Genomic DNA, 15,158 nt, shown 5'->3' with positions numbered 1-15,158 from the left:
AATTTTTCCACTTACAAAAGGAATTTTTTCTTATTATTTTATAAATTTAACAATAAGTACAAAAAAAGAGGTTACAATTGCAACCTCTTTTACTATAATAATTTGAACTTTTTATTTTAAAGAACCTACCATATCTTCTGGCTTCACCCATTCGTCAAATTCTTCAGCAGTTACATATCCTAATGCAATTGCAGTTTCTTTTAACGTTGAGTTATTTTTGTGAGCTGTTTGAGCAATTTCTGCAGCTTTGTAGTAACCAATTTTCGTGTTAAGAGCTGTAACTAACATCAATGAGTTGTCTACTAATTCTTTGATACGAGAGTAATTTGGCTCAATACCTTGTGCACAATGCTCATCAAAAGACACACAAGCATCTCCTAATAAACGTGCTGACTGTAAGAAGTTAGCAGCCATAACTGGTTTGAAAACATTCAATTCATAATGACCTTGAGTTCCTCCAATTGTAATGGCAACATCGTTACCCATAACTTGAGCAGCAACCATTGTTAATGCCTCACATTGAGTAGGATTCACTTTACCTGGCATGATAGAAGATCCTGGTTCATTTTCTGGAATGATAATTTCTCCAATACCAGAACGAGGTCCAGAAGCTAACATACGAACGTCATTCGCAATTTTGTTTAAAGAAACAGCTAATTGTTTCAAAGCTCCATGAGTTTCTACGATTGCATCGTGAGCAGCTAAAGCTTCGAATTTATTTTCTGCTGTTACAAATGGATGACCTGTAAACTCAGCAATATATTTAGCAACAACTACATCGTATCCTTCTGGCGTGTTAAGACCTGTACCTACGGCTGTTCCACCTAAAGCAACTTCAGATAGATGCTCTAATGTATTTCTTAATGCTTTTAAACCGTGGTTTAATTGAGCTACATATCCAGAAATCTCTTGACCTAATGTTAATGGCGTTGCATCCATTAAGTGTGTACGACCAATTTTAACAACAGATTTAAACTCTTCTGCTTTTTTAGCTAAAGTATCACGTAATTGCTCTACACCTGGAATAGTTACTTCTACAACAGCTTTATACGCAGCAATGTGCATACCTGTTGGAAAAGTATCATTTGAAGATTGAGATTTGTTTACATCATCGTTTGCTTTAAGAACTGGCTCTCCTTCTCCGATTTTTCCTCCAGCTAAAACTTGAGCACGATTTGCAACAACCTCATTAACATTCATGTTAGATTGTGTTCCCGAACCTGTTTGCCAAATTACTAATGGAAACTGATCGTCTAACTTACCTGCTAAGATTTCATCACAAACGGCAGCAATTGCGTCACGTTTTTCTACTGGTAAAACACCTAATTCAGCATTTGCATAAGCAGCAGCTTTCTTAAGATAAGCAAAACCTTCTACAATTTCATGAGGCATAGAAGCCGCAGGGCCAATTTTAAAGTTGTTACGAGAACGTTCTGTTTGAGCACCCCAATATTTATCAGCAGGAACTTTTACTTCCCCCATGGTGTCTTTCTCAATTCTGTATTCCATTTTTGGTATATTTTTATTATTTATTATAAGTAATTCCTACAAATTTAAGAAATCGTTTCATGAAAGAAAAGTGATTAATGTTAGTATTTCTATAAATTTTATTTACTAAGTTTGTATCACATAAAAATAAAATCATGATTCAATTTTTAGGTTTCTTATTATTCTTAACAATCGCTTTATGCGGATTCTGGGGTATCATCTTTTTTTCAACGATGGCTATCTCTTGGATTCCATTTTGGGTTGCGAATTTAAGAAAAGAAAAAGCTGGAATAGTAACAGCAGAAGATCCTCGTCCGATTTTACCAAATCAAGAAGGAATCACAGTATTATTCAAAAAATAATAAACTGTTACCGAAAAAATAAAAGAGACTTGACGAAGTCTCTTTTTTATTTATTCAACTTTAGAATCTTCTTCAGAATTTCCTTCCAGATAATTTTTCAAACTAATTCGGATAATTTCTGTCCAACCAGCTTCAAAACTGTCTCTTGAGAAATTATGATCCTCTGGCGGAAATGTTTCAATTCCATCATGTGTCAACGTTAATTTTGTTTGCGGAACAATTTCATCTGTTAATTCTTCCAAAATAAACGTAACCACAGAATCACCTTCATAAAGGGGATATTTCCATGTATAAACTAATTTGTGATTAGGCTCTACTTCTACTATTTTACATTGATGCAAATATGATCCTCCATAAAATTTAAACTCAAAATCAACCTTTGGTTCAAAATTTTCTATATCAAAATACCATTTATCAAACGCTTTCTTGGTTGTCAAAGCATTCCAAACTTTATCGATTGAAACATCAAAGATTTCAATTATTTCTACTGGTGTTGCACTCATTTTATTGTTTTTTATGATTTTGATTAATTTACTAATTATTTTAATTATTATTTAAAATTGTGCCAATAATTTATCGTTACATTTGTTGTTGTAAAATTTTAAACATGAGATTTAATAAGACTTTTTTAAGTGTTTTAGGCTTATTTGCTAGTTTGTCAATCTATGCACAACAAGAGGTTAGCCGTCCAAAATTGGTGGTTGGTATTGTTGTCGATCAAATGCGTTGGGATTATCTATATCGTTATCAAGATCGTTATTCTACAGGAGGTTTCAATCGTATGTTAAACGAAGGATTTAGTAACGAAAATACCTATATTCCATACATTCCTACTTATACAGCGATTGGTCATAGTACTATTTATACGGGTTCTGTACCTGCTATTCATGGCATTGCGGGGAACGATTTTATCATTCAAGCAACAGGACAAGAAATGTATTGTACGCAAGATGATGCAGTAAATGGTGTTGGAACTACAACGAAAGCTGGAAAAATGTCGCCGAAAAACTTGTTGACTTCTACAGTTACAGATCAATTAAAATTAGCAACTAATTTTCGTTCAAAAGTATTTGGAGTTTCATTAAAAGACCGTGGAGGAATCTTACCTGCAGGACATTTTGCTGATGCTGCTTTTTGGTTTGACGGAGAATCTGGAAATTGGATATCGAGTACATTTTATATGAATGAGTTACCAAAATGGTTACAAAAATTCAATGATAAAAAGTTAACAGAAAAATATTTAGATAAATGGAATACACTTTATCCTATTGAAACTTATGTACAAAGTGAAAAAGATGGGAATCCATACCGCGAAAATTATAAAGGCTTAGACAAAATGCAATTTCCTTATGATTTGAAAGCGTTAAAAAAAGCAAATGGTTTAGGATTAATTCGCTCTACTCCTTTCGGAAATTCGCTAACAAAAGATATTGCAATCGAAATTATTGACAACGAAAAGTTAGGTCAAAACGAAAAAGGAATTACGGATTTCTTAGCGGTTAGTTTTTCTTCTACAGATTATGTTGGACATCAATTTTCTCCAAATACAATTGAAGCTGAAGACACTTATTTACGCTTAGATAAAGATTTGGAACAATTATTTAATCACTTAGATCAAAAAGTTGGTAAAGGCGAATATCTAGTTTTCTTAACTGCAGATCATGGTGGAGCGCATAATCCAAAATATTTCCAAGATAAGAAGGGAAATGCAGGATATTTCCCAACAGGTGATGTAAAAAAAGCATTGAACGCTAAATTACAAGAGGAATTTAAAGCTACTGATATTGTTCGTTCATTGTCAAATTATCAAGTACATCTAAATTATCAAACCATCGAGCAAAATAAACTAGACGAAGAAGATATCAAAGAAGAAATTGTCAAATTTATGCAAAAAGTAGACGGAGTTTCTTTTGCAGCAGACATGGATAAAATTGGTAATGCATCTGTACCAGCTATTATTAAAGAACGTATGATCAATGGTTTCAATCGTAAACGCAGTGGTGCTATTACATATATTTTAGATCCACAATGGTATGGTGGTAAGCAAAATTCAGGCGGTACAACTCACGGTACTTGGGGTTCTTATGATGCTCATATTCCTTTTGTATTAATGGGCTGGGGAATAAAACATGGAAAAAATAATAATCCAGTTTATATGACTGATATTGCACCTACTTTAGCTGCTATGTTACATATTGAAGAACCTAATGGAAATATAGGAAAACCAGTAACAGAAGTAATTAATCAAAAATAACTCTTCAATTATAATCTAAACGCTGCCAAATTGGTAGCGTTTTTTGTTTTAAATAAATATCAAATTAAACAATAATAGTAAATATAAAATTGCACTAAAAAATTTTAATCCTTAATTTTATACTGAATTACAAATATTATAATAATGAAAAAGAATTTTTTAAGTAAACTTACTTTGACATTATTCTCTACCAACCTACTTTTTATTCTTTCCCCAAAACTTGATGCATGTACAAGAGTTGTCTACAAAGGGCCTGAAAACACTGTTATTACAGCTCGCTCCATGGATTGGAAAGATGAAATTGATGCTAATATCTGGGCATTTCCAAGAGGTCTTGAACGTTCAGGAAATGTCGGAAATGCTTCTGAAAAATGGACTTCTAAATATGGAAGTGTAATTACAAGTGCTTGGGATATAGCAACAACAGATGGTATGAACGAAAAAGGACTTGTTGCGAATGTTTTGTGGTTAGTTGAAAGTCAGTACCCGCAATTTAACCCAAAAGGAACAAAGCCAGGTATTACAATAGCTGCTTGGGCACAATATGTTTTAGATAATTATGCTACAGTAAAAGAAGCTGTTGAAGATTTGAGAAAAGAAAAATTTGTAATTGTTTCAGATTATATTCCAGGAACTCAAAAATTTACTACTCTACATCTTTCCATTTCCGATGCAGTTGGTGACAATGCAATTTTTGAGTATGTAAATGGTAAATTAATTATTCATCATGATCCTTCTTACACTGTGATGACAAACTCACCTTTATTTGATCAACAATTAGCAATTAACCAATATTGGAAAGGTATTCCAGGAACAATTATGTTACCAGGAACTAACAGAGCTGCTGATCGTTATGTAAGAGCTTCATATTATATCAACGCAATTCCACAAACCACTGATACTCGAACTTCTATTGCAAGTGTTTTTAGTGTAATCAGAAATGTATCAGTACCATTAGGTATTTCATCAGAAACAGAACCTAACATTTCGTCTACAAGATGGCGATCAGTTTCAGATCATAAAAATCTTGTTTATTACTTTGAAACTACAAAAACACCAAATACATTTTGGGTTGATTTAAAGAAAATTGATTTTAGTAAAAATGCTAAAACAAAGCGATTGAGTGTTAGTAAAAATGAAGCATACGCTGGCGAAACTTCACAGCTTTTTAGTGATACAAAACCATTTACATTTGTTGGAATATAAAGAATAAAAAAAAAATCTACTACAATTTAAGAATCAATATAACAAAACTCTATGTTTAACTTTTTACAGAAAAGCACATTTTTAATTTTATTAGCAGCAAGTACTCATACATTTGCTCAAGATACAATTCAGTCAGATAATTCTTGGAATTTCAAAGTCGAGCCCAATATGATGTTACCACACATGAAAGGGAAAGCGAGTGTATCTCGACTACCAAACGTTCATGTCAGTCAATCTCCATCTGATTTTTTTAGCCATTTAAAATTTGCTGGAATGTTAACTTTCGAAGCTGAGAACAAAGATTGGGTGATTACATCTGATATTATTTATGCATCTTTAGCTGCAAATGTTAAAAAAGATCCTTTAGTTTTGGATGGTAGATTAACAGCAAAACAATTTTCTTTTGAAGCCGGTTTACTAAGAAAAATAACACCTTGGCTAGAAGCTGGTATTAGTATGAATCTTGTAAGCATCAAATCTGGATTTGATGTAAATCTAATCAATCCTATTTCTTTAAAACCAATGCATTTAGATCGTAGCGTCTCTAAAACTTGGGTAGATCCTATGCTGGTTGCCCGAACAAGAAATTTACCAAACAAAAAGTTTTTGTATAATGTTTCTGGTGAAATTGGCGGATTTGGAATTGGATCAAAATTGGCTTGGCAATTAGAAGGATTAGCTGGCTACAAATTCTCAGATTTATTTTATGCGATGGGCGGCTATCAAATCATAAGTATGGATTATGAAAAAGGAAGTTATAATTCTAACTTTGTTTATGATATGGATATGTTTGGACCAATGATAAAAGTTGGATTTAATTTTTAATAAATTCAGATCAAAAAATATATCATGAAACGCTATCATTTATTGGTAGCGTTTTTTTATTTTTATAGATAAATAAAACAGAAATGACTTTCAATTCACCAATTATATCAGTACAAGAATTACATAATAATTTACATCTTAATAATTTAATTATTTTAGATTGCACGATTGATAAAGTTGGACAATCAATAAAAGATCAAGAATTAAAATTAATTCCGAATTCTCTTTTCTTTGATTTGGAAGGAAAATTTTCTGATCATTTTTCGCAATTTCCTCATACACTTGTTGATGAAGAAACTTTTACAAAAGAAGCTCAAAATTTAGGTATTAATCAAGATTCTATCATTGTTTGTTATGATCGTTGGGGCGTTTATTCGAGTCCGAGAGTTTGGTGGATGTTCAAAGCAATGGGACACAAAGAAGTATATGTTTTAGATGGCGGATTACCTCTTTGGCAAGAAAATAATTTTGATACCACTTCTACTTATTTTCAACCTACTGTAAAAGGCAACTTTATTGCTGATTTTCAATCGAATTGGTTTGCTGATATACCAATTATGTTAAATGCAATAAATGATGATTCGAAAACGATTATAGATGCACGATCAGAAGGGCGTTTCAAGGGTACTTCTCCGGAGCCAAGACAGGGTTTACGAAGCGGTCATATTCCAACTTCTAAGAATTTATTCTTTGAAAATGTTTTGGCTGATACAAAATATAAAAGTAAAGAAGAACTAAAATCTATTTTCGAAAAATTGGCAGATTCATCTAAAGAAAATATTTTTTCGTGTGGATCAGGAATTACAGCTTCTATCCTAGCCTTAGCTTCGACAATTGCAGGTTTTGATAAGGTAAAAGTTTACGATGGTTCTTGGTCTGAATGGGGTGCTGACGAAAATTTACCTATTGAAAGATAATTTTCGACCTCTTTTTTTAACGAATTATAATCATTTAATTTTACAACTTTTACATTTTCACTTTCTTGTAAACCACAAGCGGTTGTTGTGATAATTGGAATTCCATATGAAACAGCTTTTATAAGTTGTCGTGGCTGATTTTCGATAATTGTTGGATAAATAATTAAGCCAATTTCATCATAATTTCCATTAAATTTTTCAATTTTGACATCATTCCAAAAATTATCCATTTCGAGATTTCGTCCGAGAATTACCAATTTTAAATTAAGTTCTTTTGCTAATTTTCGCATTTCATACGCTCCTTTTCTACCAACTGCAGAAGCAGGAAAAAGAATTTTATTTCCCGTTTTTTGATTCAAATTTTGTTCAATATCCCAATCAAGTTTCACAATTTTATGTTGAAACATTTTCTGAATATCTGTATGTGGACTAATAATTTTATCAGCTTTATTAAGTGCTAAATTTTCTAAATTTATTAATTCAACACTTGCTCTAAAATCTTTCAAAGTCTTACTTTCAGGATAAATAAAATGAGAATAATCTAATCTTTCGTGCAAAGTTTCAATAGGTAATCTTGTCATTAAAACATCAAAAGTTCTTCCGCCTAACATTCCGTTTTTAGATAGAAATGGTAATAAATTTTGACAAATAACCAAATGAGTACTTTCTATTGGAATTAATTTTGATGCAGAATTTGCTATTTTTTCATCTAGTTGTAATGATAGTTCGAATGGATTTTTGTTTTTAGAAAATCGTAATTTCAAAGCACGATAAATTCCAGATAATAAAGTTGTCCGACTATTTCTATGAGAAGAAAAACTCCAATTATATCTGTCGGTTTTAACGAAAAAATTCTTTTCCATCGAAAATAAAAAACGATCATTCGCCTTTATATTTTTCGAAATATATGTATCATATTCTGACCATTTTTCATCCAAAATATAAGTCGTCGTTTTGATTTGCTGATTTTTATGTGATTGATCTTCATGTTGATGACAACTATCGTTTCCACACGAATAACAATCGTTTAAAAAATTGAAAGCCAATTTACTATCAATATTTTCTGATAATTTTAAATCTTTATTTTGACTTTTATAACGAACAATTAAATGCGTAGAAGTTAATTCAGTTTCTATTCTAAAATCATAAGCCGAACGAAAACGTAAATCAATATAATTCCATTTTACAGTCGCATCACGATCTTTTTCTGCCAATGAACCTTGTATGATTTTGGTATGTTTATGACGCTCAATAATTTCAAAATTTGCATTCAAAGCCGCATCATACAACGCATTAGATAATTGACACAAACCTCCAGCAATAGTAGGTACAATACAACCTTCCTTTATTTCTCGACCAACCACATACCCTTGTCCATAATTAGGATTACCAATATGTTTCCAAAAACTAAACGTTTCGTTCGCTTTAATTTCTAAACCATTAATTTTTTGACAAGCAATTCGTAAATTCTGAATTTTACCAGCCGTTAAAATCCAATTTTCCTTTGTATCATTTGGATTCCAAAGTTCACTTTCAGAAAATGCAATAATTGGTTGATCAATTAATTTTGAGTCAAACTGAAATTTTGTTGGATTATGTTGAAGATTTTTAAGTCCACGAAGACCAATTAAAACTGAAGATTTTAATTTAAAAATAAGACTTTTTGTAAAACTATGTTGTTCTATAAGTTCTGTTTGATTCAAAATAGTAGATTTAGGTTATGCATTAAAAATAATAAAAAATAACCAAATCTATTTCACTAATTTTAGTGAATTATCTCCACTTATCCATCTCGAAACGAACAGAGAAAATATTAGAATATAATCCCAAACCGCTGTTACCAAAGTTAGTTAAGGCATAATCGATAGAAATTCCTTTGTATTTGAAACCTACACCAACATTTGGCTGAATTTGCGTTTTATCTTTTCCATCAAATTGCGAAATTTTCTGTAAATTATTCAATCCTCCACGTACAAAAACCATGTCATCATAACCTAATTCAAGACCAACTTGTGGCGAAATCGAAAATCCTTTTCCAGAAATTGCGGCATTCGTTTGTTGAAATTCGATATTCATATCAACCTCTCCTAATAACGAAACTCTTTCATTAAAATCAAATCGTTTTCCAACACCAAATTGCAATTTTGGCATTGTTAATTCGATATTTTCTTTTGGTAACTCATTCAATAAGGTTGGCTCTTCTGTATTATTAGGATCATCAACAGAAATCTCCTTCACTTTTTGCTTATTGATACTCCATGCATTGAAAGTTGTTGTAATATCGCGAGCCATCACTCCAAAATACATTTTATTATCGGTGCGATATTGCAAACCAAGATCAATTCCGAAACCAAATCCTTGCGCAAATTTCCCTATATGGCGATAAACCAATTTTGCATTTGCTCCAAACTGAATATCTTTATTGTTGAATACATTCCCTGCATAAGACATCGTCAAAGCATAATCTGCTGTAGAAAATTTAGAGATTTTATCGTAATTAATATTTCCTTGATTATCAATTAATTCTGTCGTATTCAAAATATCATCAACACCAAAACGCGTAAACGAAAATGCAATCGTAGAATTACTTTCTCTCAGTGGAATTGCAACCGCCGCATAATCAAATTTTGCAATTGACTGAAAATATTCAGCATGCATTGCAGAAGCTTCCCAATCGTATGCAATTTCAGTTAATCCTGCAGGATTCCAATAAGCCGCATTTGCATTACCAATATTCGCCACGACCGCATTACCCATTGCAAACGAGCGCGCATCTGCACCGATATTTAAAAACTCGTTCGAATATTTGCGTGTGGTTTGAGAAAAAGCAAATTGACTTGCCAGAACAGATAATATAAGGAATGTCTTTTTCAAAATTGATGAATTACAAATATAAAAACTCAAAAATAGTGGTTTTATTGTGTTTAAAAAGGATTCAGATTAATTTTTGTTTGTATTTTTGTGATGAAAAATTCATTTATGAAATTATTTACAATTCCAAATTTTCTAACACTACTTAATCTTTCGTGTGGTGTATTATCAGCCATTTTCATGATTTCGAGCAATGCTCAAATCACAACTACCACAGTTACAATTGTGATGGTTTTGATGTTGATTTCGTTGGTTGCCGATTTTTTGGACGGAATGGTTGCACGACTAATGAATATTGGTAGCCCGATTGGAAAAGAATTGGATTCTTTGGCAGATTGTATTTCGTTTGGTGTTGTACCAGGATTGATGTTATTTTCGATGTTTAATCATTTTTCAACTGATTTTATTTATGAAAATGAGAATTTAAAAATTGCTGCAATTTCTTTATTTGCCTTTTTAGTTCCCGCTTTTTCGGCGTTACGTTTGGCAAAATTTAATTTAGATGAAGATCAAGCAACGTATTTCAAAGGTTTGGCAACACCGTCAAATACCTTATTTATTTTCTCATTATTTTCTATCTACTACAATAATGGACAAATTATAAATCCTTCTGTTGATCCGTATTTATTAATTGCCGTTTCTATTGTATTTAGTATTTTATTAATTGCCGATTTACCATTATTTGCCTTAAAATTTAAAGGATTGAGCTGGGCAGAAAATTATTATAAATACATTTTCTTAATCATCACATTAGGTTTAGTGGCTTGGTTGCAAGTTGCAGCAATTCCGCTAATCATCTTATTGTACATCATCATCTCAATCATTTTCAGAAAAGAAATTACAAAATGAAATTAACTAAAAATATCTGTTTCTTTGATTTAGAAACAACAGGAACTAATGTTTCAAAAGACCGTATTGTCGAAATCGCAATTGTTAAAGCTTTTACAGATGGTACAAAAGAAGTAAAATCGTGGAAAGTTAATCCAGGTATTCCAATTCCACCAGAAACAACTTTAATTCACGGAATTTCTGATGAAGATGTTGCTGACGCACCTTCTTTTAAAGAATTAGCACCAACAATTATGGAGATGATTAAAGATTCAGATTTAGCTGGCTTTAACTCAAATCGTTTTGATATTCCACTTTTAGCAGAAGAATTATTGCGAAATGGTTTTGATTTTGATTTATCAAAACATCGCCCAATAGATGCGCAAGTCATTTATCATAAAATGGAACCTCGTAATTTAAGTGCTGCGTATAAATATTATTGTGGAAAAGATTTGATTGACGCGCATTCTGCTGAAGCTGATACTTTGGCTACTTATGAAGTTTTGATGGCGCAAATTGAGAAATATGATGAATTAGAAAATGACAACAAATTTTTGAGTGAATTTTCTTCTCAACGTAAAACAATTGATTTAGCAGGTTTTATTCAACAAGATGAAAAAGGAAATGCTGTCATTTCTTTTGGTAAATACAAGGGAGAAGTCGTTTCGGATGTTTTTGCAAAAGATCCAGGTTATTATACTTGGTTACAAAATGCAGATTTCCCTTTATATACAAAGAAAGTCTTTACAAAAATTAAATTATCTAACGGATTCTAAGCCATGAAAATTATTTGTGTCGGACGTAATTACGTCGAACATGCCATAGAATTAAACAATCCAATTCCAGAATCTCCGATGTTTTTCATGAAACCTGATTCTGCTATTTTGAGAAAAGGTTTTCCCTTTGTGATTCCAAGTTTTACAAAAGAAGTTCATTTTGAAACTGAAATTGTGATTAAAATTGATCGAGTTGGAAAAATGATTCAACCACAATTTGCAGATCGTTATTTCTCAGAAATCGGTTTAGGAATTGATTTTACTGCACGTGATGTACAACAAGAATTGAAAGAAAAACGTTTTCCTTGGGAAATTGCAAAAGCTTTTGATGGTTCTGCTTTTGCCTCAGATTTTTTTCCAAAAGAAAATTTTGATTTAGAGAATTTAGCGTTCAAATTAGATCGAAATGGAGAAAACGTACAAACAGGAAATTCTAAAGATATGATTTTTCATATCAACACGTTAATTGCTGAATGTTCTAAATATTTCACCTTGAAAAAAGGCGATTTAATTTTTACAGGAACGCCAGCAGGAGTTTCAAAAATCAATTCAAAAGACACTTTAGAAGGTTATTTCAATGATGAAAAAGTATTCGAAATAAAAGTATTATAAACAAAAAGCGTTACAAAAAGTAACGCTTTTATTATTTCAATTCCTTAATAAACGCTGTATCAATCGCATTAAAATCATCAACAATACAATTTGCTTTTGAAATATCTTGTTGTTTCGAATTTACACTTTTATATCCCAAACAATACAAATTAGCACGAACAGCCGCTTCTACTCCGTTTGTAGAGTCCTCAATCACGATGCATTCTTCATGGTTAGATTTTGCTAAATCAGCCGCATGTATAAAAATTGCTGGATCTGGTTTAGATTTCGGGAAGTTTTCTCCTGAAACTTTATGTGTAAAATATTGATTCAAATCAAAACGATTAAAAACACGATCAATTGTTGATTTCGAAGCTGATGATGCTAAAATCAATTCCATTCCATTTTCGTGCAAATTTTTGATTAATTTCTCTACTCCATCTATCAAATACAAATCTGGTTTTGTATCAAAAGCTTCATTAAAAATGGTACGTTTTCTCAGAACCAAATCATTTACATCAGCTTTCAAATCAAACTTATCTTTCAAAATTTGGTATACATTTTTAGTAGATTGTCCTGTAAATGTGGCAAATAATTCTTCCGTAACTGGAATATTAAGTTCTTTATAATGTTCAAAATAAGCGTATTTGTGTACTGGTTCTGTATCCACAATTACGCCGTCCATGTCAAAGATAACGGTCTTAATCATTGTTTTATTTGTTTGCGCAAATGTACTCTTTTTAAAAAAATATCTAACTCAAACAATCTTTAGAATTAATATAAATAACTTTTAAAAACACCTGTTTATCAGTGATTAATAAAATTATTAAATACTTTAAAATGTTAAAAATTAACAATCATCTAACGTTTTGCATGCTTTTTGTATTTCTTAACGAAAATATAATATAAACGAAAAAAGATTGATAATGAAAAAAGTATTATTAGTAGCTGTTATGGCTTTAGGAATTTCTCAGGTTAATGCTCAAAATTATAAAAACGCTTTAGGTGTTGTAGTTGATTTGGGAGATGGTGAAACTTTGGTAGGACCTCAGTTTAAACATTCTTTTGACGGAAAAAACGCTGGTAATGTACAAGTTATGTTCGGTGATAATGCTACAGTTTTAGGTGCTGATTATACTTACAACCAACCAATTGGTGGTACAAATGGATTAGGTTGGTATGTTGGTGTTGGACCTCAATTGACTTTCTTAGATAAACCATATAATAGTGATGGAGATAAAACAATGGTAGCTATTCGTCCACAAGCTGGTTTAGAATATAAAATTCCAGGGGCTCCTTTGGCAGCTCATTTTGATTGGAAACCTTGGTGGAATTTAACAAATGACTCAAATTTTGAGGCAGGAAGATTCTCATTAGGATTTAAATTTACATTTAACTAATTCAATTTATTATAAGAAAGCCACTCAATTGAGTGGCTTTTTTTATAAGTAAAATCATATAATATCGTTGCAATTAAATTTTATTCCTCTAAATTATTCGTTATTTTTGAAGTAGAATGTATTTTGAATTTATTTAAGACCAATTACAGATTAATCTTGTAATTTGATTATTCAAGATATAATTCCGAATTTTAACTTATTATTAGATTTAATAACATTTATAGAAGATGAAACAATTAATTGGGACAGGAGTTGCTTTGGTTACGCCTTTTCAACAAGATGGTGCAGTAGATTATGTTGCTTTAGAAAAATTAGTGAACTACAGTATCGATGGTGGTGTTGAGTATTTAGTTATTTTAGGAACTACTGCAGAAGCAGCTACACTTACAAAAGATGAAAAGAAACAGGTAATTGAAACAATAAAGAAGGCGAATGCTAACCGTGTTCCGATGGTTTTGGGTATTGGTGGTAACAATACTGCAGAAGTTATTAATGAATATAATGAAACTGATTTGAGTGATTATATGGCAATTCTTACTGTTTCTCCATATTATAACAAACCAAATCAAGAAGGAATTTACCAACATTATAAAGCGATTGCTGAAAATACAGATGCAAATATTATTTTGTACAATGTTCCTGGTAGAACAGGTTCTAATATTGCTCCGGAAACGACAATTCGTTTAGCAAACGAATTCAAAAATATTGTTGCGATTAAAGAAGCTTCTCCAAATTTCTTACAATCTACAGATATTATCAGAATGAATACGCGCGAAGATTTCAATATTATTTCGGGCGATGATGAATTTGCATTACCGATGACTTTAGCTGGTGGTTCTGGTGTTATTTCTGTTATAGGACAAGGTGTTCCTACTATTTTTACAAATATGATTCGTAAAGCAATTAACAAAGATGTTGATGCAGCATACGAAGCACATTATAAAGTTGTAGAAATTACTCGTGCAATTTTTGAGGAAGGAAATCCTTGTGGAATAAAAGCTGTTTTAAATAATAAAGGTGTTTGCGAACCATTTACAAGATTACCTTTAGTTCCTGCTTCTGAGAATTTAACATCTAAAATTAATCAATTATTAACCAAAATATAAAATAATCAACCATGATAAAAGATAACGTTTTAAACGCACTTAACAAGCAAGTAAAATTAGAAGGAGATTCTTCTCAATTATATTTAGCAATGGCATCTTGGGCTGAAGTAAAAGGATTAGAAGGTACAGCCGAATTTTTATATGCTCATGCAGACGAAGAAAGAATGCACATGTTAAAACTGATTAAGTTTATTAACGAAAGAGGTGGTAAAGCATTTGTTCCTCAAATCGAAGAACCAAAACAAGATTTTTCTACATTAAAAGATATTTTTACAGCGATATTAAATCATGAAATGTTTGTTTCAGAATCAATCAATGATATTGTAGGATTAACTTTAGAGGAAAGAGATTACTCAACACACAACTTTTTACAATGGTATGTGTCTGAACAAATTGAAGAAGAAAAACTTGCTCGCAATATTTTAGATAAATTAGAGATGATCGGATCTGATAAAGGAGGATTATATCTGTTTGATCGTGATATAGTTACGTTAAATGTTAGCGCAACGGGCGAATAAAAACAAAATTTGAGAT

General features: G+C 31.4%; 16 protein-coding genes. 11 read left to right on the top strand and 5 right to left on the bottom strand.

All coding sequences use genetic code 11. From position 1 onward, the window contains the following. Positions 1–111: 111 nt before the first annotated feature. Positions 112–1,509 carry a class II fumarate hydratase gene (fumC, locus tag QHG34_RS00935; protein WP_282628206.1) on the bottom strand — a complete coding sequence of 466 codons (1,398 nt, stop codon included), beginning with the start codon at positions 1,507–1,509 and terminating at the stop codon, positions 112–114. 134 nt (positions 1,510–1,643) lie between these two features. Between fumC and QHG34_RS00930 the strand changes: the two genes are divergently transcribed. After that, positions 1,644–1,850, top strand: coding sequence for a hypothetical protein (locus QHG34_RS00930; RefSeq protein WP_282628205.1), 207 nt, complete (start codon positions 1,644–1,646; stop codon positions 1,848–1,850). A 50-nt stretch (positions 1,851–1,900) separates the two neighbouring features. Here QHG34_RS00930 and QHG34_RS00925 read toward each other — a convergent pair whose 3' ends face one another. Then, a complete protein-coding gene (locus QHG34_RS00925; RefSeq protein WP_282628204.1) occupies positions 1,901–2,353 on the bottom strand; it encodes an SRPBCC family protein in 453 nt (150 codons plus the stop codon). Positions 2,354–2,457: 104 nt separating this feature from the next. On the opposite strand from QHG34_RS00925, the gene pafA reads away from it, so the two are divergent. The 4 genes from pafA to QHG34_RS00905 all read left to right on the top strand — a co-directional run bounded on the left by pafA (position 2,458) and on the right by QHG34_RS00905 (position 7,052). Next, on the top strand, positions 2,458–4,104 hold the full coding sequence (gene pafA / locus QHG34_RS00920) for an alkaline phosphatase PafA (RefSeq protein WP_282628203.1): 1,647 nt from the start codon (positions 2,458–2,460) through the stop codon (positions 4,102–4,104). Positions 4,105–4,248: 144 nt separating this feature from the next. Beyond that, positions 4,249–5,310 carry a linear amide C-N hydrolase gene (locus QHG34_RS00915; protein WP_282628202.1) on the top strand — a complete coding sequence of 354 codons (1,062 nt, stop codon included), beginning with the start codon at positions 4,249–4,251 and terminating at the stop codon, positions 5,308–5,310. 51 nt (positions 5,311–5,361) lie between these two features. Next, positions 5,362–6,135 carry a hypothetical protein gene (locus tag QHG34_RS00910; protein WP_282628201.1) on the top strand — a complete coding sequence of 258 codons (774 nt, stop codon included), beginning with the start codon at positions 5,362–5,364 and terminating at the stop codon, positions 6,133–6,135. An 83-nt stretch (positions 6,136–6,218) separates the two neighbouring features. Then, the gene (locus QHG34_RS00905; RefSeq protein WP_282628200.1) at positions 6,219–7,052 is read left to right on the top strand and encodes a sulfurtransferase; all 834 of its coding nucleotides are present in this window, start codon (positions 6,219–6,221) and stop codon (positions 7,050–7,052) included. Here the strand turns inward: QHG34_RS00905 and QHG34_RS00900 are convergent. Together QHG34_RS00900 and QHG34_RS00895 are read right to left on the bottom strand one after the other, a co-directional pair. Continuing rightward, on the bottom strand, positions 6,995–8,755 hold the full coding sequence (locus QHG34_RS00900; protein WP_282628199.1) for a VanW family protein: 1,761 nt from the start codon (positions 8,753–8,755) through the stop codon (positions 6,995–6,997). The two genes, QHG34_RS00905 and QHG34_RS00900, sit on opposite strands and share 58 nt — an antisense overlap. Positions 8,756–8,825: 70 nt before the next feature. Next, entirely contained in the window at positions 8,826–9,926 is a 1,101-nt protein-coding gene (locus QHG34_RS00895; protein WP_282628198.1) for a putative type IX sorting system protein PorV2, read from the bottom strand. 105 nt (positions 9,927–10,031) lie between these two features. Between QHG34_RS00895 and QHG34_RS00890 the strand changes: the two genes are divergently transcribed. From QHG34_RS00890 to QHG34_RS00880, 3 genes are read left to right on the top strand one after another with little or no spacing between them, the layout of a single operon-like run. After that, entirely contained in the window at positions 10,032–10,772 is a 741-nt protein-coding gene (locus QHG34_RS00890) for a CDP-alcohol phosphatidyltransferase family protein (protein ID WP_282628197.1), read from the top strand. Next, complete coding sequence (locus QHG34_RS00885; protein WP_282628196.1) at positions 10,769–11,527, top strand: 3'-5' exonuclease; 759 nt, start codon at positions 10,769–10,771, stop codon at positions 11,525–11,527. Before QHG34_RS00890 ends, QHG34_RS00885 begins: the two co-directional genes overlap by 4 nt. Before the next feature lie 3 nt (positions 11,528–11,530). Then, positions 11,531–12,139 (top strand): fumarylacetoacetate hydrolase family protein, encoded by a 609-nt coding sequence (locus QHG34_RS00880; protein ID WP_282628195.1) that lies wholly within the window; start codon positions 11,531–11,533, stop codon positions 12,137–12,139. 31 nt (positions 12,140–12,170) lie between these two features. On the opposite strand, the gene QHG34_RS00875 is transcribed toward QHG34_RS00880, so the two are convergent. Continuing rightward, positions 12,171–12,827 carry an HAD family hydrolase gene (locus QHG34_RS00875; RefSeq protein WP_282628194.1) on the bottom strand — a complete coding sequence of 219 codons (657 nt, stop codon included), beginning with the start codon at positions 12,825–12,827 and terminating at the stop codon, positions 12,171–12,173. Between the two features lie 217 nt (positions 12,828–13,044). On the opposite strand from QHG34_RS00875, the gene QHG34_RS00870 reads away from it, so the two are divergent. The 3 genes from QHG34_RS00870 (at position 13,045) to QHG34_RS00860 (ending at position 15,142) form a co-directional block, all read left to right on the top strand. Further along, positions 13,045–13,518, top strand: a complete 474-nt coding sequence (locus QHG34_RS00870) for a hypothetical protein (protein WP_282628193.1) — start codon at positions 13,045–13,047, stop codon at positions 13,516–13,518. A gap of 227 nt (positions 13,519–13,745) precedes the next feature. Further along, a complete protein-coding gene (gene dapA, locus QHG34_RS00865) occupies positions 13,746–14,624 on the top strand; it encodes a 4-hydroxy-tetrahydrodipicolinate synthase (RefSeq protein ID WP_282628192.1) in 879 nt (292 codons plus the stop codon). Between the two features lie 11 nt (positions 14,625–14,635). Further along, complete coding sequence (locus tag QHG34_RS00860; protein WP_282628190.1) at positions 14,636–15,142, top strand: ferritin; 507 nt, start codon at positions 14,636–14,638, stop codon at positions 15,140–15,142. Positions 15,143–15,158 lie beyond the last annotated feature (16 nt).

Source organism: Empedobacter sedimenti, from assembly GCF_030005555.1.
GTDB classification, from domain to species: Bacteria; Bacteroidota; Bacteroidia; order Flavobacteriales; family Weeksellaceae; genus Empedobacter; species Empedobacter sedimenti.
Note: the sequence above shows the minus strand (reverse complement) of the source record. Positions and strands in the feature narration are given on the sequence as shown.